Annotated in this window: 17 protein-coding genes and 2 tRNA genes; all 19 read left to right on the forward strand. The window is 64.4% G+C overall.

Annotated features, from left to right (window positions below):
- Window positions 1-7: 7 nt before the first annotated feature.
- The 19 genes from nuoE (at window position 8) to pnp (ending at window position 21,628) form a co-directional block, all read left to right on the forward strand.
- Window positions 8-535 carry an NADH-quinone oxidoreductase subunit NuoE gene (gene nuoE / locus AC13GA_RS06715; RefSeq protein WP_180846260.1) on the forward strand — a complete coding sequence of 176 codons (528 nt, stop codon included), beginning with the start codon at window positions 8-10 and terminating at the stop codon, window positions 533-535.
- 4 nt (window positions 536-539) lie between these two features.
- Window positions 540-1,880, forward strand: a complete 1,341-nt coding sequence (gene nuoF, locus AC13GA_RS06720) for an NADH-quinone oxidoreductase subunit NuoF (RefSeq protein WP_012511708.1) — start codon at window positions 540-542, stop codon at window positions 1,878-1,880.
- Complete coding sequence (nuoG, locus tag AC13GA_RS06725; RefSeq protein WP_482997747.1) at window positions 1,877-4,111, forward strand: NADH-quinone oxidoreductase subunit NuoG; 2,235 nt, start codon at window positions 1,877-1,879, stop codon at window positions 4,109-4,111. Before nuoF ends, nuoG begins: the two co-directional genes overlap by 4 nt.
- Window positions 4,108-5,202, forward strand: coding sequence for an NADH-quinone oxidoreductase subunit NuoH (gene nuoH / locus AC13GA_RS06730; protein ID WP_046983974.1), 1,095 nt, complete (start codon window positions 4,108-4,110; stop codon window positions 5,200-5,202). The genes nuoG and nuoH overlap by 4 nt, the downstream gene beginning before the upstream one ends.
- A 3-nt stretch (window positions 5,203-5,205) precedes the next feature.
- Window positions 5,206-5,694: an NADH-quinone oxidoreductase subunit NuoI gene (gene nuoI / locus AC13GA_RS06735; protein WP_006381128.1), complete on the forward strand. Its 489-nt coding sequence runs from the start codon at window positions 5,206-5,208 to the stop codon at window positions 5,692-5,694.
- 9 nt (window positions 5,695-5,703) lie between these two features.
- Entirely contained in the window at window positions 5,704-6,360 is a 657-nt protein-coding gene (locus tag AC13GA_RS06740) for an NADH-quinone oxidoreductase subunit J (protein ID WP_482997748.1), read from the forward strand.
- A complete protein-coding gene (gene nuoK, locus AC13GA_RS06745; protein ID WP_006381125.1) occupies window positions 6,357-6,662 on the forward strand; it encodes an NADH-quinone oxidoreductase subunit NuoK in 306 nt (101 codons plus the stop codon). The genes AC13GA_RS06740 and nuoK overlap by 4 nt, the downstream gene beginning before the upstream one ends.
- A gap of 7 nt (window positions 6,663-6,669) precedes the next feature.
- Window positions 6,670-8,835: an NADH-quinone oxidoreductase subunit L gene (gene nuoL, locus AC13GA_RS06750; RefSeq protein WP_482997749.1), complete on the forward strand. Its 2,166-nt coding sequence runs from the start codon at window positions 6,670-6,672 to the stop codon at window positions 8,833-8,835.
- Window positions 8,836-8,858: 23 nt separating this feature from the next.
- Window positions 8,859-10,367, forward strand: a complete 1,509-nt coding sequence (locus AC13GA_RS06755) for an NADH-quinone oxidoreductase subunit M (RefSeq protein ID WP_006381122.1) — start codon at window positions 8,859-8,861, stop codon at window positions 10,365-10,367.
- Between the two features lie 15 nt (window positions 10,368-10,382).
- The gene (gene nuoN / locus AC13GA_RS06760; protein WP_136639760.1) at window positions 10,383-11,843 is read left to right on the forward strand and encodes an NADH-quinone oxidoreductase subunit NuoN; all 1,461 of its coding nucleotides are present in this window, start codon (window positions 10,383-10,385) and stop codon (window positions 11,841-11,843) included.
- A 128-nt stretch (window positions 11,844-11,971) separates the two neighbouring features.
- Window positions 11,972-12,048 (forward strand) — tRNA-Met (locus tag AC13GA_RS06765).
- Window positions 12,049-12,130: 82 nt separating this feature from the next.
- Window positions 12,131-12,207 (forward strand) — tRNA-Met (locus AC13GA_RS06770).
- A 356-nt stretch (window positions 12,208-12,563) separates the two neighbouring features.
- Complete coding sequence (gene rimP / locus AC13GA_RS06775; RefSeq protein WP_006381060.1) at window positions 12,564-13,154, forward strand: ribosome maturation factor RimP; 591 nt, start codon at window positions 12,564-12,566, stop codon at window positions 13,152-13,154.
- A gap of 4 nt (window positions 13,155-13,158) precedes the next feature.
- Complete coding sequence (nusA, locus tag AC13GA_RS06780) at window positions 13,159-14,670, forward strand: transcription termination factor NusA (protein WP_006381058.1); 1,512 nt, start codon at window positions 13,159-13,161, stop codon at window positions 14,668-14,670.
- Window positions 14,671-14,762: 92 nt separating this feature from the next.
- Window positions 14,763-17,408, forward strand: coding sequence for a translation initiation factor IF-2 (infB, locus tag AC13GA_RS06785; RefSeq protein WP_046983970.1), 2,646 nt, complete (start codon window positions 14,763-14,765; stop codon window positions 17,406-17,408).
- A gap of 124 nt (window positions 17,409-17,532) precedes the next feature.
- Entirely contained in the window at window positions 17,533-17,916 is a 384-nt protein-coding gene (gene rbfA / locus AC13GA_RS06790) for a 30S ribosome-binding factor RbfA (protein ID WP_012511702.1), read from the forward strand.
- A 109-nt stretch (window positions 17,917-18,025) separates the two neighbouring features.
- Complete coding sequence (truB, locus tag AC13GA_RS06795; protein ID WP_447782140.1) at window positions 18,026-18,934, forward strand: tRNA pseudouridine(55) synthase TruB; 909 nt, start codon at window positions 18,026-18,028, stop codon at window positions 18,932-18,934.
- Between the two features lie 173 nt (window positions 18,935-19,107).
- Window positions 19,108-19,368 carry a 30S ribosomal protein S15 gene (gene rpsO / locus AC13GA_RS06800; protein WP_005410445.1) on the forward strand — a complete coding sequence of 87 codons (261 nt, stop codon included), beginning with the start codon at window positions 19,108-19,110 and terminating at the stop codon, window positions 19,366-19,368.
- Between the two features lie 151 nt (window positions 19,369-19,519).
- Window positions 19,520-21,628: a polyribonucleotide nucleotidyltransferase gene (gene pnp / locus AC13GA_RS06805; protein ID WP_295382082.1), complete on the forward strand. Its 2,109-nt coding sequence runs from the start codon at window positions 19,520-19,522 to the stop codon at window positions 21,626-21,628.
- Window positions 21,629-21,689: the final 61 nt, after the last annotated feature.

Consider the following 21,689-nt stretch of genomic DNA (forward strand, 5'->3'; position numbering starts at 1 on the left):
TCGGCCGATGAAGGCGACAGGTAATTTCGAGGCGGCGCGCGACGTCGACCCGATGGTGGTGCTGAGCGACAAGACCCGCGCTCACATCGATCACTGGCTGTCCAAGTTCCCGCCGGACCGCAAGCGCTCTGCAGTGCTGCAGGGCCTGCATGCGGCCCAGGAGCAGAACCAGGGCTGGTTGACCGACGAGCTGATCGCCGGCGTGGCCAAGTACCTTGATCTGCCGCCGGTGTGGGCCTACGAGGTCGCCAGCTTCTACTCGATGTTCGAGACCGAGAAGGTGGGCCGCAACAACGTGGCCATCTGCACCAACATCAGCTGCTGGCTCAATGGCGCCGAGGACATCGTCCGCCATTGCGAGAAGAAGCTGGGCATCAAGCACGGTGAATCGACCGCGGACGGCCGCGTCTACCTCAAGCGCGAGGAAGAGTGCCTGGCAGGCTGCGGTGGCGCACCGATGATGGTCATCAACGGTCATTACCATGAGCGTCTGACCCTGGAAAAGGTCGACGAGCTGCTGGACGGGCTGGAGTAAGGGCATGGCACATCACCACGAATCCAAGGGGCCGGTCGGTCCTGCGCCGCTGCCGCACCAGGTGGTCTACACCACCCTGCATTACGACACCCCGTGGTCGTACGAAAGCTACCTGAAGACTGGTGGCTATGCCGCCCTGCGCAAGATCCTCGAAGAGAAGATCCCGCCGGAGCAGGTCATCGAGATGGTCAAGGCCTCGGGCCTGCGCGGCCGTGGCGGCGCGGGCTTCCCGACCGGCCTGAAGTGGTCCTTCATGCCCAAGGGCAACATGCAGAAGTACATCCTCTGCAACTCGGACGAATCCGAGCCGGGCACCTGCAAGGACCGCGACATCCTGCGCTACAACCCGCATTCGGTGGTGGAAGGCATGGCGATCGCCTGCTACGCCACCGGTTCGACCGTGGGTTACAACTACCTGCGCGGTGAGTTCCACCACGAGCCGTTCGAGCACTTCGAGCAGGCCCTGGCCGACGCCTATGCAAATGGCTGGCTGGGCAAGAACGTGATGGGCTCGGGCGTGGACATCGACATCTACGGTGCGCTGGGTGCCGGCGCGTACATCTGCGGCGAAGAAACCGCACTGATGGAATCGCTGGAAGGCAAGAAGGGCCAGCCGCGCTACAAGCCGCCGTTCCCGGCCAACTTTGGCCTGTACGGCAAGCCGTCGACGATCAACAACACCGAAACCTACGGTTCGGTGCCGGCGATCATCCGCAACGGTCCAGAGTGGTTCAAGGGCCTGAGCCTGACCGCCAACGGCGGCCCGAAGTGCTTCTCGGTGTCCGGCTGCGTGCAGAACGGCGGCAACTTCGAAGTGCCGCTGGGCACCACCTTCCACGATCTGCTGCAGATGGCCGGTGGCCTGCGTCCGGGCCGCACCCTGAAGGGCGCGATCCCGGGCGGCGTGTCGATGCCGGTGCTGACCGCGGCCGAGCTGAAGGACCTGCCGATGGACTACGACACCATCCGTGCGCTGGGCTCCGGCCTGGGTTCGGGTGCGATCGTGGTGCTTGACGACAGCGTCTGCTGCGTCAAGTTCGCCTGCCGCATCAGCCAGTTCTTCCACAAGGAATCCTGTGGCCAGTGCACCCCGTGCCGTGAAGGTACCGGCTGGATGCACCGCGTGCTGGAGCGCATCGTGGCCGGCAAGGCCACGATGGAAGACCTGCACCAGCTGAAGGCGGTGGCCGGCCAGATCGAAGGCCACACCATCTGTGCGTTCGGTGAAGCGGCTGCATGGCCCATCCAGGGCTTCCTGCGCCAGTTCTGGGACGAATTCGAGTACTACATCGTCAACGGTCATTCGATGGTTGACGGCAAGAAGGTGGAGGCAGCCGCCGCATGAGCGCGCAACCCGTAAACCCGAGCGTGCCACCGGATCACGTGACCATCGAGATCGATGGCAAGTCGCTGGTCGTACCCAAGGGTTCGATGATCATCCAGGCCGCCGACAAGGCCGGCATTTCGATTCCGCGCTTCTGCTATCACGAGAAGCTGCCGATCGCCGCCAACTGCCGCATGTGCCTGGTGGACGTTGAAAAGTCGCCGAAGCCGGCGCCGGCCTGTGCCACCCCGGTGATGGATGGCATGAAGGTCGCCACCCGCAGCGAGAAGGCACTGAAGTTCCAGCGCTCGGTGATGGAGTTCCTGCTCATCAACCATCCGCTGGATTGCCCGATCTGCGATCAGGGCGGCGAGTGCGAGCTGCAGGACGTGTCGCTGGGCTATGGCCGTTCGGTCAGCCGCTTCAACGAGCGCAAGCGTGTGGTGCCGGACGAGGACATGGGCCCGCTGGTCGCCACCGAGATGACCCGCTGCATCCAGTGCACCCGCTGCGTCCGCTTCACCGCCGACGTTGCCGGTACCTATGAACTGGGTGGCATGTACCGCGGTGAGAACCTGCAGATCGGTACCTTCGACGGCAAGCCGTTGACCACCGAGCTGTCGGGCAACGTCGTCGACGTCTGCCCGGTCGGCGCGCTGACCAACAAGGTGTTCCAGTTCCGCGCCCGTCCGTGGGAACTGACCGCGCGCGAATCGCTGGGCTACCACGACGCGATGGGTTCGAACCTGTTCCTGCACGTGCGTCGCGGCGAAGTGCTGCGCACCGTGCCGCGCGACAACGAAGCCGTGAACGAGTGCTGGCTGTCCGACCGTGACCGCTACTCGCACCAGGGCCTGTACAGCGAAGATCGTGCGGTCAAGCCGCTGCGCAAGGTCAATGGCGAGTGGAAGGAAGTGAGCTGGGCCGAAGGCCTGGCCGCCGCTGCCGAGATCCTCAAGGCCAACCAGGGCGACAACCTGGGCGTGCTGGTGCACCCGTCGACCTCGAACGAGGAAGGCGCGCTGCTGGCCCGCCTGGCCAAGGGCCTGGGCTCGAGCAACATCGACCACCGCATCAACAACCGCGATTTCTCCGACGCTGCAACCGCTGAAGTGTTCGGCCTGCCGCTCGCCGAGATCGAAGGCGCCGACCGCATCGTCGTTCTGGGCAGCAACATCCGCCACGAACTGCCGCTGCTGCACGCTCGCCTGCGCAAGGCGCAGACCACCAATGGCGCGAAGATCCACGTCGTCAACCCGGTGGACTTCGACTTCGCCTTCAGCATCGCCGGCAAGCAGATCGTCGCGCCGTCGAAGTTCGTCGACGCACTGGCCAACGCCGAGCTGCGTTCGGCGGTGCAGGGCGGCAACAACACCGTGCTGATCGTCGGTGGCATCGCCGAAAACCACCCGCAGGCTGCCGCGATCCGCGCCGCCGCGCGTGACTTCGCCGCTGCGACCGGCGCCAAGCTGTGCCGCATTCCGCAGGGCGCCAACGCCGTTGGCCTGACCCGCGCCGGCGTGCTGCCGGCCGGCAAGGACGTCGCCGAGATGCTGGCGCAACCGCGCCAGGCCTACGTGGTGTACGGCCTGGAGCCGGGTCTGGACTTCGCTGACGCTCCCGCCGCGCGCAAGGCGCTGGTCGGTGCCAAGGTGGTGGCCTTCAGCCAGTTCGCCTGCGTCTCCACCCGCGACGTTGCCGACGTCATCCTGCCGATCGGTGCGCTGCCGGAAATCGACGCCACCCTGACCAACCTCGATGGTCGCGAGCAGTCGGCCCGTGCCGGCGGCAAGCTGCCGGGCGAGGCCCGTGAGGGCTGGCGCGTGCTGCGCGCACTGGGCGGCGACATGGCGCTGGCCGGTTTCGACTTCACCGACCTGGCCGGCCTGCGTGCCAGCCTGGCCCCGGTGTCGGTCACCGTTGCCGCTTCGGCGCAGCCGGTGGTTGCCGGCGAAGGCCTGGAAGTGGCTTCGACCGCCGCGATCTACCGCACCGATGCGGTGGTCCGTCGCGCCCCGGCGCTGCAGTCGCATCCGCTCAACAACGCGCCGCGCATCGTGCTGAACGCTGAAGACGCCGCTCGCCTGCAGCTGCAGGAAGGGCAGATGGCCAAGGTCGGCACCGATGCCGGCAAGGCCACCCTGCCGGTGGTGATCGACGCCCGCGTCGCTGCGGGTTCGGTCTGGATTGAATCGGGCCACGGCGCGACCGCGCCGCTGGGTGCCGCTCGCGTAACGGTGGTGGCTGCATGAACGAATTGCTGTTGAACGCGGTCGACCCGCTGCACCAGTGGCTGCTTGGCCTCGGTGACATCGGCGCGCTGATCTGGATCATCCTGAAGATCCTGGTGATCACCGTTCCGGTGATCATCTCGGTGGCCTTCTACGTGGTCTGGGAACGCAAGCTGATCGGCTGGATGCACGTCCGCCACGGCCCGATGTACGTGGGCATGGGCATCTTCCAGGCCTTCGCCGATGTCTTCAAGCTGCTGTTCAAGGAAGTGGTCCAGCCGAGCAGCGCCAACAAGGCGATCTACCTGCTGGCACCGCTGATCACCCTGGCTCCGGCCTTCGCGGCCTGGTCGGTGGTCCCCTTCGATTCGCAGATCGTGCTGTCCAACGCCAACGCCGGCCTGCTGTACCTGCTGGCGATGACCTCGCTGGGCATCTACGGCATCATCCTGGCCGGTTGGGCATCCAACTCGAAGTATGCGTTCCTGGGTGCGATGCGTGCCTCGGCGCAGATGATCAGCTACGAAATCGCCATGGGCTTCGCCCTGGTCGGCGTGATGATCGCGTCGGGCAGCCTGAACCTGAGCAACATCGTGATGGCGCAGGCCGGCAATTCCGGTTTCTTCGACTGGTTCCTGCTGCCGCTGTTCCCGCTGTTCGTCATCTACTGGGTGTCGGGCGTTGCCGAAACCAACCGCGCGCCGTTCGACGTGGTGGAAGGTGAATCGGAAATCGTCGCCGGCCACATGGTTGAGTACTCGGGCGGTGCGTTCGCGCTGTTCTTCCTGGCCGAATACGCCAACATGATCCTGATCAGCTTCCTGATCTCGATCTTCTTCCTCGGCGGCTGGCTGAGCCCGATCCAGGGCTGGGTCAACCCGGGCGATATCTCGCCGCTGGTCGACTGGATCTGGAAGGGCGGTGCACCGTGGCTGTTCGTCAAGGTGTTCTTCTTCGCCAGTGCCTACATCTGGTTCCGTGCCAGCTTCCCGCGCTTCCGCTATGACCAGATCATGCGCCTGGGCTGGAAGGTCTTCATCCCGCTGGCCATTCTGTGGATCGCGGTTACCGCCGTCATGGTGTTCTTCGGCGTGATTCAAAAGGGCGTCTAAGTGATGAACAGGATTACCCATTACTTCAAGAGCCTTCTGCTGCTCGAACTGCTGGGCGGCCTTTGGCTGACGCTGAAGTACAGCTTCAAGCCCAAGTACACGATGATGTACCCGATGGAGAAGTTCCCGCAGTCGCCGCGCTTCCGTGGCCTGCACGCCCTGCGCCGTTACCCCAACGGTGAAGAGCGCTGCATCGCCTGCAAGCTGTGCGAAGCGGTGTGCCCTGCATTGGCCATCACCATCGACTCGGCCAAGCGCGAGGACGGCACCCGCCGTACCACGCGCTATGACATCGATCTGTTCAAGTGCATCTTCTGTGGCTTCTGTGAAGAAAGCTGCCCGGTGGACTCGATCGTCGAAACCCACATCCTCGAGTACCACTTCGAGAATCGTGGCGAAAACATCGTTACCAAGCCGCAGCTGCTGGCCCTGGGCGACCGTCTCGAGTCCGAGATCGCCGAGCGTCGCGCCGCCGATGCCGCTTACCGCTGAGGTCGAGAGATGGATTGGGTAAATATCGCTTTCTGGGTCTTCGCCATCGCGGCAACGGTTTCGGCCGGTGCGGTGATCAGCGTGCGCAACCCGGTTCACGCCGTGCTCTGCCTGGTGCTGACCTTCTTCTCCATCGCCTGCGTGTGGCTGCTGGTCGGCGCCGAGTTCCTCGGCGTGGCACTGGTGCTGGTGTATGTCGGCGCTGTGATGGTGCTGTTCCTGTTTGTGGTGATGATGCTCGACATCGATCCCACCAAGCTGCGTGAGGGTTGGGTGCGCTACCTGCCGGTCGGCCTGATCGTCGCCGTGGCGATGCTGGTGCAGATGCTGATCCTGATCGGCGTGAAGGGCAGGGTGGTCACCCCGTTCCCGGCCGACAACGCCGCCGCGCTCGCCGCCGACAGCTCCAACGTCACCTGGCTGGCCCGTACGCTGTTCACCGAGTACCTGCTGCCGTTCGAGTTCGCTGCGGTCATCCTGACCGTGGCCGTGGTGGCCGCCGTGATGCTGACCCTGCGTCGCCGTACCGGCGTGAAGAGCCAGAACCCGGGCGAGCAGACCATGGTCAAGGCCGGCCAGCGCCTGCGCATGGTCAAGATGGACGCCGAAGCGCCGGTCGTGCACAGCAACAGCAAGCCGGCCACCGGCGAGGAGACCCAGCCGTGATTACCCTTGGCCACATGCTTGCGCTTGGCGCGGTGCTGTTCGCCATCAGCCTGGCCGGCATCTTCCTCAACCGGAAGAACGTCATCGTCCTGTTGATGTCGATCGAGCTGATGCTGTTGTCGGTGAACGTCAATTTCGTCGCCTTCTCGCGTCAGCTGGGCGATCCGTCCGGCCAGCTGTTCGTGTTCTTCATCCTGACCGTCGCCGCCGCGGAAGCCGCCATCGGCCTGGCGATCCTGGTGACCCTGTTCCGTACCCGACGCACGATCAATGTCGGCGAAGTCGATTCGTTGAAGGGCTGATCCACAGATGGAAATCACTCTCTCCAAGAGTCTGTTGATCGCAGTGGTGCTTGCACCGCTGTTCGGCAGCATCATCGCCGGCCTGTTCGGTCGCCAGGTCAAGCGCTTCGGTGCGCAGACCATCACCATCCTCGGCGTCGCGGTGGCCTGCGGCCTGTCGATGTACACGCTCTACCAGCTGCTGTGGGGCGGTGCGCAACCGTTCAACCAGAACATCTACACGTTCTTCGAAGTCGGCCAGTACTCGGCCCATGTCGGCTTCATGGTCGACAAGCTGACCGCGATGATGATGGTGGTGGTGACCTTCGTGTCGCTGCTGGTCCACATCTACACGATCGGCTACATGCAGGACGATCCGGGCTACCAGCGGTTCTTCAGCTACATCTCGCTGTTCACCTTCTCGATGCTCACCCTGGTGATGAGCAACAACTTCCTGCAGCTGTTCTTCGGCTGGGAAGCGGTGGGCCTGGTGTCGTACCTGCTGATCGGCTTCTGGTTCAAGCGCCCGACCGCGATCTTCGCCAACATGAAGGCGTTCCTGGTCAACCGCGTCGGTGACTTCGGCTTCCTGCTCGGCATTGCCGGCGTGCTGTGGGTGTTCGGTACCCTGGATTACTCGCAGGTGTTCTCGCAGGCCGGCATGCTGGCCGACCCGCGCGCCCAGCTGCAGATCTGGGACGGCACCATGTTCGGCATGCAGCTGTTGAACGAGCCGGTGATCTGGTCGATCGCCACCGTCATCTGCATCTGCCTGTTCATCGGTGCCATGGGCAAGTCGGCCCAGGTCCCGCTGCACGTGTGGCTGCCGGACTCGATGGAAGGCCCGACCCCGATTTCGGCACTGATCCACGCCGCGACGATGGTGACCGCCGGTATCTTCATGGTCACCCGCATGTCGCCGCTGTTCGAGCTGTCGCAGACCGCGTTGAACTTCATCCTGTTCATCGGTGCGACCACGGCCTTCTTCACCGGCCTGATCGGCATCGTGCAGAACGACATCAAGCGCGTCGTCGCGTACTCCACGCTGTCGCAGCTGGGCTACATGACCGTCGCACTGGGCGTGTCGGCCTATTCGGCGGCCGTGTTCCACCTGATGACCCACGCCTTCTTCAAGGCGCTGCTGTTCCTGGGTGCCGGTTCGGTCATCATCGCGATGCACCATGAGCAGGACATGCGCAAGATGGGCGGCCTGCGCAAGTACATGCCGATCACCTTCGTCACCATGTGGATCGGTACCCTGGCCCTGGTCGGTACGCCGTTCTTCTCCGGTTTCTACTCGAAGGACACCATCATCGAAGCGGCCGAGATCCACGCCCACATGCAGAACAGCTGGGTGGCCACCTATGGCTACTGGGCTGTGCTGGGTGGCGTGCTGGTGACCAGCTTCTACAGCTTCCGCCTGCTGTTCATGACCTTCCATGGCAAGGAACGCTTCCGCGACGCGCATAATGACGATCATGGCCATGGCCATGACGATCACCACGCTGCTGATGCGCATCATGGCGACGCGCACAATGACGACCACGGCCATGGCCACGGTCCGCATGAGCCGCACGAAACCCCGTGGGTGGTGACCCTGCCGCTGATCCTGCTGGCCATCCCGTCGATCGCCATCGGTTTCTTCAGCATCGGTCCGATGCTGCACGGTACCGACTGGGCGGGTAATCACGCTCACGCGGCAATCAAGGGCCAGGCACAGACGTTCTTCACCGGTGTCGTGGACTTCTACGATCCGGCCAAGAACACCGTTGCCTTCCTCGGCGAGGAGTTCCATGGCCCGGTCGCGTTCGCCCTGCACGGCATGATGCTGCCGCCGTTCTGGCTGACCCTGGCAGGCTTCCTGCTGGCCGCGCTGTTCTACCTGTGGAAGCCGGACCTGTCGGGCAAGGCGCGCAAGACCTTTGCTCCGCTGGTGTCGGTGCTGGAAAACAAGTACGGCTTCGACAAGCTGTGGATCGATGGCTTTGCCGGTGGCGGTGTCAAGCTGGGCAAGGTCTCGCGCTGGATCGACAGCAACATCGTCGACGGCGTGGTCAATCTTTCGGCACGTGTTGTGGACGTTGCAGCCGGCGTGCTGCGTCGTACCCAATCCGGTTTCCTCTATCACTACGCCTTCGCGATGATCATCGGCCTGATTGCCCTTCTGGGCGTGCTGATGCATTACCTGCGTTGATGACCTGTACGGAATAAGAAGACGTGTCGAACTGGCCTCTACTCAGTGTCCTCATCTGGCTGCCGATCATCGGTGGCGCCCTGATCCTTGCGATCCGTGATGCGCAGACCGCCCGCTGGGCGTCCCTGGGCGTCGCCGTGCTGACCTTCGTGGCGAGCCTCTCGCTGCTGAGCGGCTACAACGCGGGTGTCGACGGCATGCAGTTCGTCGAGACCCATGCCTGGATCCCGGCGTACAAGATCGGCTACAACCTGGGCGTGGACGGCATTGCCGTGGCGCTGATCCTGCTGACCACGCTGGTCAGCGTGCTTGCCCTGATCGGTGCCTGGAGCGCGATCGACAAGCGCGTCAACCAGTACGTGGCGGCCTTCCTGATCCTGGAAGGTGTCACCGTCGGTATCTTCGCCGCAACGGACGCGATGCTGTTCTACGTGTTCTTCGAAGCGATGCTGATCCCGATGTTCCTGATCATCGGTGTCTGGGGCGGCCCGCGCCGCATCTACGCCGCGCTGAAGTTCTTCCTGTACACCTTCCTCGGCTCGGTGCTGATGCTGGTGGCGCTGATCTACCTGTACATGAAGGGCGGCAGCTTCCAGCTGGCCGACCTGTACGCGCTGCCGCTGTCGGCCAAGGAGCAGACCTGGATCTTCTTCGCCTTCCTGATCGCCTTCGCGGTCAAGGTGCCGATGTTCCCGGTCCACACCTGGCTGCCTGACGCCCACGTGGAAGCGCCGACCGCCGGTTCGGTGATCCTGGCTGCCATCGCCCTGAAGATCGGTGGCTACGGCTTCCTGCGCTTCAACCTGCCGATCGTCCCGGACGCGTCCCAGGAATGGGCCTGGCTGGTGATCGCGCTGTCGCTGATCGCGGTGATCTACGTCGGCCTGGTCGCGCTGGTGCAGGACGACATGAAGAAGCTGATCGCCTATTCGTCGATCGCGCACATGGGCTTTGTCACCCTGGGTACCTTCATCGCCCTGTGGCTGGTGCGCGAAGCCGGCAACGCCGATGCGGCCCGCCTGGGCCTGCAGGGCGCGATGGTGCAGATGATCTCGCACGGCTTCGTGTCCGGCGCGATGTTCTCCAGCGTGGGCGTGCTGTACGACCGCATGCACAGCCGCCGCATCGCCGATTACGGCGGCGTGGTCAACGTGATGCCCTGGTTTGCCACCTTCGCCATGCTGTTCTTCATGGCCAACGCAGGCCTGCCGGGCACCAGCGGTTTCGTCGGCGAGTTCATGGTCATCCTCGCGGCCTTCCAGCGTAATCCCTGGATCGCGCTGGGCGCGGCCACCACCCTGATCATCGGCGCCGCCTACACCCTGTGGCTGTACAAGCGCATCTTCTTCGGTGAAGTGGCCAACAGCCATGTTGCCGAACTGAAGGACATCAACGGTCGCGAATGGCTGGTGCTGGGCGTGTTCGCCATCGGCGTGCTGGCCCTGGGCATCTACCCCAAGCCGCTGACCGACCTGATGGAGCCCTCGATCGCGAAGCTGGCGATGCAGATCGCATCCAGCAAGCTGCTGTAATTCCAGGATTTGATGATGACCACCTCGCCGCTGCTGCCATTGACCGCCGCTGACCTGCCACCGCTCGCCCCCGAGCTGGTGCTGATCGGCAGCGCCTTCGCCCTGATGATCCTCGACCTGTTCGTCAGCAACCGGAACAAGCTCGTCACCCACCTGTTCTCGCTCGCTGCGCTGGCCGTGGTGCTGTTCATGCTGGCCACCGGCGTGGGCGGGCAGGGGGAGGTCTTCCATGGCATGTTCGTGCGCGATACCGCCGCAGACGTGATGAAGACCGGGATCGTTCTGCTCAGCGGCCTGACCCTGGTCTATGGCTGGCGCTACCTGCGTGACCGCAACCTGTTCCAGGGCGAGATCCCCGTGCTGATCCTGTTCGGCACCGCCGGCATGATGATCCTGGTCTCGGCCGGCAGCCTGCTGATGGTCTATCTGGGCCTGGAACTGCTGGCGCTGTGCTCCTACGCGCTGGTTGCCAGCAACCGTGAGAATGGCCTGGCCTCGGAAGCGGCGATGAAGTACATCGTGCTCGGCTCGCTGGCCTCGGGTCTGCTGCTGTACGGCATGTCGCTGATCTACGGCGCCACCGGCAGCCTGCACCTGGACGTGATCCGTGAGGCCATCCCGCACTCGGAAGAGCGCGTGCTGCTGATCACCGGTGCGGTGTTCATGATCGCCGGCGTTGCCTTCAAGCTGGGTGCCGCGCCGTTCCACATGTGGCTGCCCGACGTCTACCAGGGGGCTCCGGCACCGATCGCGCTGTTCATCAGCTCGGCACCGAAGCTGGCTGCCTTCGGCATGGCCTACCGCCTGCTGGAGATGGGCGTGGGCCCGCTGTCGGCCGAACTGCAGCTGCTGATTGCCGGCCTGGCCGCGGTCTCGCTGGTGATCGGCAACCTGATGGCCATCGCGCAGAGCAACCTCAAGCGCATGCTGGCGTTCTCCACCGTTTCGCACATCGGCTTCCTGCTGATGGGCATTGCTGGTGGCGGTTCGCAGGGCTATGCCGCGGCGCTGTTCTACGCACTGGCTTACGCCATCATGTCGACCGCGGCCTTCGGTGCGATCATCGCGCTGTCGCGTGCCGGTTTCGAAGCCGAGAACATCGAAGACTTCAAGGGCCTGAATGCCCGCAACCCGTGGATGGCCGGTCTGGTGCTGTGCATCATGGCGTCGCTGGCTGGCATCCCGCCGTTCCTGGGCTTCTGGACCAAGCTGGCGGTGCTGGGCGCAGCCATCAACGGTGGCCTGCTGTGGTTGGCCATCCTGGGCGTGCTGTGTGCCGTGGTCGGCTGCTTCTACTACCTGCGCGTCATCAAGGTCATGTACTTCGATGAGCCGGTGGGCGAGGCCATGCCGCGAAGCAACGACCGCGTGCTGGGCCTGGTGCTGGGCGTGAACGCACTGGCGCTGCTGGCGCTGGGCCTGGCCTGGAACCCGATCATGATCTGGTGCCAGAAGGCATTTGCGCATATTGCATAAAAGTTGACACAAAGCTGCGCGATTCGTGTAATATGCGCAGCCTGAGTTGTCACTGCAGCGGTTCAGCCAGAACATCGTTGCAGGGCGCCTCCCTCGCCAGAGAGGGGCAGCAGTTCAAACACTTCCGGTGCGGGGTGGAGCAGTCTGGCAGCTCGTCGGGCTCATAACCCGAAGGTCGCAGGTTCAAATCCTGCCCCCGCTACCAACTTCATATCGGCGCCAACCGATTTGATGAATGAGGGAAAGCTTGCATGTTTTGAAGCTATGCCTCATAATTCCGCTTCTGATGCGGGGTGGAGCAGTCTGGCAGCTCGTCGGGCTCATAACCCGAAGGTCGCAGGTTCAAATCCTGCCCCCGCTACCAAGTAAAGAATGCGCCTTCGAAGTCCTGCTTCGAAGGCGTTTTTCTTTTGTGCTTCCGCTCGATCCGCCGGGCCATGCCCGGCGAGCGCAGCGGCAGGTTCAAGGGTGGTCCAAGCCTTGCACCAGCGCGGTGCAGTCGCTATCATCAGCGGCCTAGCAGTACCCCTGAAGGCGGCCTCCCAGCGGGAGTCCACACCGGAAGGAGGGCCGCAACCGGCAGGCAATGCAGGTTGCAACCGGAATCCAGTCACCGGAGTCTTTCCGGAAAAGGGGCCCAGCGGGCCCTTTGTCGTTTCCGGGGCGTCATGTTTCCACGCCGGCCAAGGCCGGCACCCAACCAAGAGATCAAGGCAGGCTGTGAGCGACAAGGCAACCGACATCGCGAATCTGCTCGCCCCGACCGTTGTGTCGCTGGGCCTGGAGCTGCTGGGCGTTGAATATCTGCCGGCCCCCGGCGGTGCGACCCTGCGCCTTTACATCGACGTGCCGCTGGCTGAGCAGCCGGAGCGCATCATCAATGTCGACGACTGCGAGCGGGTCAGCCGCGAAGTGTCGGCACAGATGGACGTCGAAGACCCGATCAGCGGCAACTACACGCTGGAAGTGTCTTCGCCGGGTGTCGATCGTCCGCTGTTCAATCTGGAACAGTTCGGCCGCCACCTCGGCGAATCGGCCAAGGTCACGCTGAAGCTGCCGCAGGACAACCGTCGTCGCCTGCAGGGCCGCATCGAGGCGATCGACGAAGCCGCGGGCGCCATCACCTTCATTGTCGACAAGGCCGAAGTGGTCGTGTCGGCGGACAACATCGACAAGGCACGGATCATGCCCGACTGGGTCGCGCTGGGGCTCGCCCCGAGCAAGCCGACCGGTCCGGCACCGAAGCGTCCGAAGCCGAAAACGAATTCTTCTTCCAACGAGCCGGCGGCAAAGAAGCCGCGCGCGGAGTGAGCCAATGAGCAAGGAACTGTTGCTGGTAGTCGACGCAGTCGCCAACGAGAAGGGCGTGCCGCGTGAAGTGATCTTCGATGCCATCGAGGCCGCCCTGGCCTCGGCAGCGAAGAAGCGCTATCCCGACGAGGAAGTGCTGACCCGCGTGGTCATCGACCACAAGGATGGCAGCTACGAAACCTTCCGCCGCTGGGAAGTGGTGGCCGATGACGTGGTCATGGAATCGCCGGATCGCCAGATCCGCCTGATGGATGCCGTCGACGAAGCCGAAGGCGTGGACGTCGGCGATTACATCGAAGAGCAGATCGAAAACCCGGATTTCGGCCGCATCGCCGCCCAGGCTGCCAAGCAGGTGATCGTGCAGCGCGTGCGCGAAGCCGAGCGCCAGCAGGTCGTGGATGCATGGAAGGACCGTGTCGGCGAGCTGATCACCGGCGTGGTCAAGCGCGCCGAGCGCGGCAACATCTATGTCGACCTGGGCGGCAACGCCGAAGGCTTCATTCCGAAGGACAAGGGCATTCCGCGCGACGTGCTGCGCGCCGGTGACCGCGTGCGCGGCTACCTGGCCGAAGTGCGCTCGGAACCGCGTGGCCCGCAGCTGTTCATCAGCCGCGCCGCCCCGGAATTCATGATCGAGCTGTTCAAGCTGGAAGTGCCGGAAGTCGGCCAGGGGCTGGTGGAAATCAAGGCCTGTGCCCGTGATCCGGGTGACCGCGCCAAGATCGCCGTGCTCGCCCACGACCAGCGCACCGATCCGATCGGTGCCTGCATCGGCATGCGCGGTTCGCGCGTGCAGGCCGTGTCCAACGAGCTCAATGGCGAGCGCGTGGACATCGTGCTGTGGAACGACAATCCGGCCAACTTCGTCATCAATGCGATGGCACCGGCTGAAGTGCAGTCGATCATCGTCGATGAAGACAAGCATTCGATGGACCTGGCCGTGGCGGAAGACCGCCTGGCCCAGGCGATCGGCAAGGGCGGCCAGAACGTGCGCCTGGCCAGCCGCCTGACCGGCTGGCAGCTCAACGTGATGACCCAGGACCAGGTCACCGCCAAGTCGGAGGCCGAGCAGGCTTCGGCCCGCCAGCTGTTCATGGACAAGCTGGAAGTGGACGAGGAAATCGCCGGCATCCTGGTCAGCGAAGGCTTCGGCACCGTCGAGGAAATCGCATATGTACCGGTCGGCGAACTGCTGGCCGTGGAAGGTTTCGACGAGGACATCGTCGAAGAGCTGCGCGCTCGTGCCCGCGATGCGCTGCTCAATGAGGCCCTGGCAGTCGAGGAAGGCCTTGAAGACGGCCAGCCGGCGCAGGACCTGCTGTCCCTGAAGGGCATGGACGAAGCCACCGCGTATGCGCTGGCCGGCCACGGCGTGCGTACCAGCGAGGAGTTGTCCGACCTGGCCGCCGACGAGGTCATGGACTTCGGCATCGAAGGGCTGGACCAGGCGCGCGCCGCTGCGCTGATCCTGGCCGCGCGTGCCGAGGAGATCGCCCGACTGGAACGCGGCGAATGAGCCGGCAATGAACAGGGCCCTGAGCCGATCAGGGCGTAGAATCCGCGCCACCTCCAGATGCGGGGGGGCGCCCACAAGATCATAGGATCCGAATGTCGCAGCAAACCACCATCCGCAAGCTTGCCGAACTGGTCAACACGCCGGTCGAAAAACTGCTGGAACAGCTGGCCGGTGCCGGCATGAAGTTCAGCGGTCCCGACCAGGTCGTGACCAGTTCTGAAAAAGTGAAGCTTCTGGGCTTCCTCCGTCGTTCGCACGGCAAGCCCGAGCAGGCCCCGGAAGAGACTGATCAGTCTGCAAAGAAGATCACGCTCAACCGTCGGAAGCAGCAGGAAGTGACGGTCAATTCCGGTCGCAGCAAGACGACCGTGAACGTCGAGGTGCGCCAGAAGCGTACCTACGTCAAGGCTGATGGTGGTCGCGCGATGACCCCGGACGAAGAGCGCGCCGACATCCTGCGCAAGCTGGAAGAGTCGCGTGCGCGCAACCTTGCCGAGCAGCAGGCGCTGGCCGAGAAGGACCGCCTGCGTGACGAGGCCATCGTCCGCGCCCGCGAGGAAGAAGTCGCGGCCAAGGAACGTGCCGAGGCCGAGAAGAAGGCGGCCGAGGAAGCTGCGGTTGCCGCCAAGGCGGCCGAAGCGCTCGCTGCCAGCCAGCCCAAGGTGCGTGCACCCATCGATGAAACTGCGCCGCGCCCGCCGCGTGCGCCCGCTGCAGCCCCGGCCGCGCCGCGTGGTGCGCCGCCGCGCAGCGACGATCGCAACAACCGCAGCGCGCCGCGCAATGAGCGCGGCCCGGGCGACCGCTTCGCCGGCCAGATGCATCTGTCGGCGGCCGACCGTGCGCGTCGTGGCAACAGCAACAACAGCAACAACCGTGGTCGTCCGGGTAGCCGGAACCAGGCCGGTGGCCGTCGTGACATGTCGCGCGGTGGCAACAACGCCGGTCCGCACGGCTTCGAGCGTCCGACCGCACCGGTGGTGCGTGAAGTGGCGATCGGCGAGACCATCACCGTGGCCGACCTGGCGCAGAAGCTCGCGCTGAAGGGCGGCGAGGTGGTCAAGGCGCTGTTCAAGATGGGCGTGATGGCCACCATCACCCAGTCCATCGACCATGACACCGCCGCGCTGGTCACCGAAGAGCTGGGCCACAAGGCCATTCGTGCCAACGACAACGATGCCGAAGACGCACTGCTGGCCTCCGCTGGCGAGAACCAGGGCGAAGCCGTGCAGCGTCCGCCGGTGGTCACCATCATGGGCCACGTCGACCACGGCAAGACCTCGCTGCTGGATTACATCCGCCGTACCAAGGTCGCCACTGGCGAAGCCGGCGGCATCACCCAGCACATCGGTGCCTACCACGTCGATACGCCGAAGGGCGTCATCAGCTTCCTGGACACCCCGGGCCACGCCGCGTTCACCTCGATGCGTGCCCGCGGTGCCAAGCTGACCGACATCGTGGTGCTGGTGGTTGCAGCCGACGACGGCGTCATGCCGCAGACCAAGGAAGCGATCCAGCACGCCCGTTCGGCGGGTGTGCCGCTGATCGTGGCCATCAACAAGATCGACAAGTCCGGCGCCGACCCGATGCGGGTCAAGAACGAACTGCTCTCCGAGCAGGTCGTGGCCGAAGACTTCGGTGGTGACATCCAGATGGTGGAGATCTCGGCCAAGACCGGCCTGGGCATCGACGACCTGCTGGACGCGGTGTCGGTACAGGCCGAGCTGCTGGAACTGAAGGCTGTCGACGAAGGTCGCGCCAATGGTGTTGTCATCGAATCCTCGCTGGACAAGGGCCGCGGCCCGGTCGCGACGGTGCTGGTGCAGCAGGGCCGCCTGAAGAAGGGCGACTACCTGGTGTGCGGCATCCAGTACGGCCGCGTGCGTGCACTGTTCGACGAAACCGGCAAGCAGCCGGAGTTTGCCGGACCGTCCATCCCGGTACAGGTCCTGGGCCTGTCCGGCGTGCCGGAAGCCGGTGACGACTTCGTCGTCGTCGACGACGAGCGCCTGGCCAAGGACGTCGCCCAGCAGCGTGAAACCAAGCGCCGTGAATCGCGCCTGGTCGCCACCGCTGGCAGCCGCATGGAAGACATCATGGCGACCCTGGGCAAGGGCGAGGGCCAGCAGGTCCTCAACCTGGTCATCAAGGCCGACGTGCAGGGTTCGGTGCAGGCGCTGAGCCAGGCACTGGTCGCGCTGTCCAACGAAGACATCCGCATCAACGTGATCCACTCCGGCGTGGGCGGCATCACCGAGTCGGACGCCAATTCGGCGGCCGCTTCGAAGGCCACCGTCATCGGCTTCAATGTGCGTGCGGATGCTTCGGCCCGCCGCATCATCGAATCCAACGGCGTGGATCTGCGTTACTTCTCGATCATCTATGACGTGATCGATCAGGTGAAGCAGGTGGCCTCCGGTCTGCTGGGCGTGGAGATCCGCGAAGAGATCATCGGTATCGCCGAGGTCCGCGACGTGTTCCGCAGCTCCAAGCTGGGCGCCGTGGCCGGCAGCATGGTCATCGAGGGTGTGGTCAAGCGCAACAAGCCGATCCGCGTCCTGCGTGACAGCGTGGTGATCTTCGAAGGCGAGCTGGAATCGCTGCGTCGCTTCAAGGAAAACGTCGAGGAAGTCCGCAACGGTACCGAATGCGGTATCGCGGTGAAGGCCTACAACGACGTCAAGCCGGGTGACCAGATCGAGTGCTTCGAGCGTATCGAAGTGCCGCGCACCCTGTAATGCTGTGCAGTGGCCCGACCAACGGTCGGGCCCTGCCATGATGTAGAACCCGACCAACGGTCGGGTACCATGTAGATGTAGCGCCCGACCGTTGGTCGGGCGACAACTGAACCAAGAGTCCCTCGTGCCCAAGACTTTCCACCGAACCGACCGTGTCTCCGCCCAGCTGCGCCGTGAACTCGGCACCCTGGTGCACAACGCCGTGCGCGAGCATGGGTTGCCCTCGGTGAGCGTGTCCGACGTGGAAATCACCCGCGACATGGCCCATGCCAAGGTGTTCGTCACCGCACTGATGCCCGAGCGTTCGGCCGAAGCCGTCGCCGGCCTGAAGGAGCTGGGCTATCGCCTGCGCATGGACCTGGCCCGGGCGATGAAGCTGCGCCACGTGCCTGAGCTGCATTTCCACTACGACGACTCGGTCGATCGCGGTGAGCATATCGACAACATCCTGCGCGACCTGCCCGATACGCTGGCCGCGGAGAAGCGTCGCGAAGGCGACGACGAATAACCGCGCGACGCCGGGCATGCCCGGCGTTGTTGCATTCCGGCCGCGCGATGTCTGATGCAGACCGCGCTGCGCGCTCGCCGGGCATGGCCCGGCGCTACCCGTACCTGTTATGACCCGAATTCAGTTCCGCCGCCTGGATGGCATCCTGCTGCTCGACAAGTCCGCCGGCATGAGCTCCAACGCCGCCCTGCAGGTGGCACGCCGCCTGTTCCGTGCCGAGAAGGGCGGCCACACTGGCAGCCTGGATCCGTTGGCCACCGGCCTGCTGCCGCTGTGCTTCGGCGAGGCGACCAAGATTGCCGGCCTGCTGCTGGGCTCGGCCAAGGCCTATGACGCCGAGATCGTGCTTGGCCAGACCACCGACACCGACGATGCCGAGGGCCTGGTGCTGCTGCAGCGGCCGGTGCCGCAGATCAGCGCCGAGGCGCTGCAGGCCGCGCTTGCAGCGCTGACCGGCAGCATCCGCCAGCGTGCCCCGATCTATTCGGCGCTGAAGCAGGGGGGTGAACCGCTGTATGTGAAGGCCCGCCGCGGGGATGCCATCGAGGCACCCGAGCGCGAGGTCCAGGTGCACGCCATCGAGGTGCTGGAGCAGCAGCCGGAGCGGTTGCGCCTGCGCGTGACCTGTGGCTCGGGCACCTACATCCGCAGCCTGGCCCGTGACCTCGGTGAAAGCCTGGGCTGCGGTGCCCACATCAGTGCGCTGCGCCGGCTCTGGGTTGAGCCCTTCCATCAGCCGGCCATGGTCACCCTGGACCAGCTGCGGGCGATGGTCGAGGCGGGCGACGAGGCCGGCATGGACGCGCTGCTGCTGCCGCTGGCTGCCGGCCTGGCTGAATACCCACGGGTTGAGCTGGATGTCGACCAGGTCCACCGCTTCTGTGTCGGCCAACGCCAGCGCGATCCGTCCTGGCCGCGGGGACTGGTTGCCGTGTTTGGTCCGGACGCTGTTGTCCAGGGACTGGGCCAGGTCGATGACAGCGGGCTGCTGGCGCCGCAGCGTCGTTTCAACCTCTGACCCGGGCAGGCCGGTTCAGCCCCGGACCTTGTCCCGGAGCCCCCTGGCCGTTACAATTTCGCGGCCGTTTTCCGGCAGCCTGCCTTGCGCAGGTTTCATCCTCGTAGTCCACGGCGAGCCTGGCGGTGCGCGAAGCGCGTTCCTGCCGGCCACGCATCACTGAGAAAAAAGAAATGTCGATCGACACCCAGAAGGTCATTGAAGACAACAAGCGCAGCTCGGCTGACACCGGCTCCCCGGAAGTCCAGGTTGCACTGCTGACCGCCCGCATCGAACTGCTGACCGGCCACTTCAAGACCCACAAGAAGGACCACCACAGCCGCCGCGGCCTGCTGCAGATGGTCAACCGCCGTCGCAGCCTGCTCGACTACCTGAAGAAGAAGGACGTCGAGCGTTACAAGGCCCTGATCGAGAAGCTTGGCCTGCGTCGCTAAGCAACGAATCCCCCGCGGCGCAGCGATGCGCCGCGGTTTTGTTTTGTAGCACCGCAATCCCCGATTCAGGCCGGAACGATCCGGTCACCCGCTGGCGGCAAGGGTCGCCGACGGTCCAATTCGCAGACAGCATCCCCAAGGACATCCATCCGTGGCAAAAATCACCAAAACCTTCCAGTACGGCAAGCACACCGTCACGCTTGAGACTGGCGAAATCGCCCGCCAGGCCGGTGGCGCCGTCATCGTCAAGTTCGACGACACCGTGCTGCTGGTCTCCGCCGTTGCCGCCAAGAGCGCGCGTGAGGGCCAGGACTTCTTCCCGCTGACCTGCGACTATCAGGAGAAGTTCTACGCCGGTGGCCGCATCCCGGGTGGCTTCTTCAAGCGTGAAGGCCGCGCGACCGAGAAGGAAACCCTGATCTCGCGCCTGATCGATCGTCCGATCCGTCCGCTGTTCCCGGAAGATTACAAGAACGAAGTCCAGATCATCGCCACGGTGATGTCGCTGAATCCGGAGATCGACGGTGACATCCCGGCACTGATCGGTGCTTCGGCCGCGCTGTCGCTGGCCGGCACCCCGTTCAAGGGCCCGATCGCTGCCGCCAAGGTCGGTTACAAGGACGGTGAGTACATCCTCAACCCGACCGTGTCCGAGCTGAAGGATTCGCAGCTGGAGCTGGTTGTTGCCGGTACCGCCAACGCCGTGCTGATGGTGGAATCCGAAGCCGCGCTGCTGTCCGAAGACGTGATGCTGGGCGCCGTGACCTTCGGTCACCGCGAAATGCAGAAGGTCATCAACGCCATCAACGAGCTGACCGTCGAAGCCGGCACCAAGCCGTCGACCTGGGAAGCCCCGGCCAAGAACACCGCGCTGATCAGCGCCGTGCAGGAAGCGGTCGGCCCGCGCCTGGGCGAAGCCTTCCAGGTGCGTGACAAGCTGCAGCGCCGTGACGCCATCTCGGCGATCAAGAAGGACGTGGTCGAGTCGCTGGCCGGCCGCGTTGCCGCCGAAGGCTGGAACCCGGCCGAACTGTCGAAGGAATTCGGTGAGCTGGAATACAGCACCATGCGCAACTCGGTGCTGGACACCAAGGTCCGCATCGACGGCCGTGCGCTGGACACCGTCCGGCCGATCGCGGTGAAGACCAGCGTGCTGCCGCGTACCCACGGTTCCTCGCTGTTCACCCGTGGTGAGACCCAGGCCATCGTGACCATCACCCTGGGCACCGCCCGTGATGGCCAGGTCATCGATGCCGTCTCTGGTGAGTACAAGGAAAACTTCCTGTTCCACTACAACTTCCCCCCGTACTCGGTGGGTGAGACCGGCCGCATGATGGGCCCGAAGCGTCGCGAGATCGGTCACGGCCGTCTGGCCAAGCGCGGCGTGCTGGCAGTGATGCCGTCGCTGGAGTCGTTCCCGTACACCATCCGCGTTGTCTCGGAAATCACCGAGTCGAACGGTTCTTCGTCGATGGCCTCGGTCTGCGGTTCGTCGCTGGCTCTGATGGACGCCGGCGTGCCGGTGAAGGCGCCGGTGGCCGGTATCGCCATGGGCCTGGTCAAGGAAGGCGATCGCTTCGTCGTCCTGTCCGACATCCTGGGTGACGAAGATCACCTGGGCGACATGGACTTCAAGGTGGCCGGTACCGCCGAGGGCATCTCTGCCCTGCAGATGGACATCAAGATCGAAGGCATCACCGAAGAGATCATGAAGCAGGCTCTGCAGCAGGCCAAGGCTGGCCGTCTGCACATCCTGGGCGAAATGGCCCACGGCCTGACCGCTCCGCGTGAAGAGCTGTCGGACTACGCGCCGCGCCTGCTGACCATCAAGATCCACCCGGACAAGATCCGCGAAGTGATCGGCAAGGGTGGTTCGACCATCCAGGCCATCACCAAGGAAACCGGCACCCAGATCGACATCCAGGATGACGGCACCATCGTCATCGCTTCGGTCAATGCCATCGCTGCGCAGGCCGCCAAGGCCCGCATCGAGCAGATCACCTCGGACGTCGAGCCGGGCCGCATCTACGAAGGCAAGGTCGCAAAGATCATGGACTTCGGTGCGTTCGTCACCATCCTGCCGGGCAAGGATGGCCTGGTGCACGTGTCGCAGATCTCCAGCGACCGCGTCGAGAAGGTCGGCGACGTGCTGAAGGAAGGCGATGTGGTCAAGGTCAAGGTGCTGGAAGTGGACAAGCAGGGCCGTATCCGCCTGTCGATGAAGGCCGTTGAAGAAGGCGACGCCGCCAGCGCCGAATAATCGGCCAACGGCTGATCACGGTAGGTGTCAACCTTGGTTGACACACCACCGCTGACATCGC

It is taken from the genome of Stenotrophomonas sp. 22DLJC03 (assembly GCF_056861405.1).

Bases quoted from the DNA above. Each gene is read 5' to 3' on its own strand.
- nuoE (WP_180846260.1), top strand. From the start codon at position 8: ATGAAGGCGACAGGTAATTTCGAGGCGGCGCGCGACGTCGACCCGATG.
- nuoF (WP_012511708.1), top strand. From the start codon at position 540: ATGGCACATCACCACGAATCCAAGGGGCCGGTCGGTCCTGCGCCGCTG.
- nuoG (WP_482997747.1), top strand. From the start codon at position 1,877: ATGAGCGCGCAACCCGTAAACCCGAGCGTGCCACCGGATCACGTGACC.
- nuoH (WP_046983974.1), top strand. From the start codon at position 4,108: ATGAACGAATTGCTGTTGAACGCGGTCGACCCGCTGCACCAGTGGCTG.
- nuoI (WP_006381128.1), top strand. From the start codon at position 5,206: ATGAACAGGATTACCCATTACTTCAAGAGCCTTCTGCTGCTCGAACTG.
- AC13GA_RS06740 (WP_482997748.1), top strand. From the start codon at position 5,704: ATGGATTGGGTAAATATCGCTTTCTGGGTCTTCGCCATCGCGGCAACG.
- nuoL (WP_482997749.1), top strand. From the start codon at position 6,670: ATGGAAATCACTCTCTCCAAGAGTCTGTTGATCGCAGTGGTGCTTGCA.
- nuoN (WP_136639760.1), top strand. From the start codon at position 10,383: ATGACCACCTCGCCGCTGCTGCCATTGACCGCCGCTGACCTGCCACCG.
- nusA (WP_006381058.1), top strand. From the start codon at position 13,159: ATGAGCAAGGAACTGTTGCTGGTAGTCGACGCAGTCGCCAACGAGAAG.
- infB (WP_046983970.1), top strand. From the start codon at position 14,763: ATGTCGCAGCAAACCACCATCCGCAAGCTTGCCGAACTGGTCAACACG.
- truB (WP_447782140.1), top strand. From the start codon at position 18,026: ATGACCCGAATTCAGTTCCGCCGCCTGGATGGCATCCTGCTGCTCGAC.
- rpsO (WP_005410445.1), top strand. From the start codon at position 19,108: ATGTCGATCGACACCCAGAAGGTCATTGAAGACAACAAGCGCAGCTCG.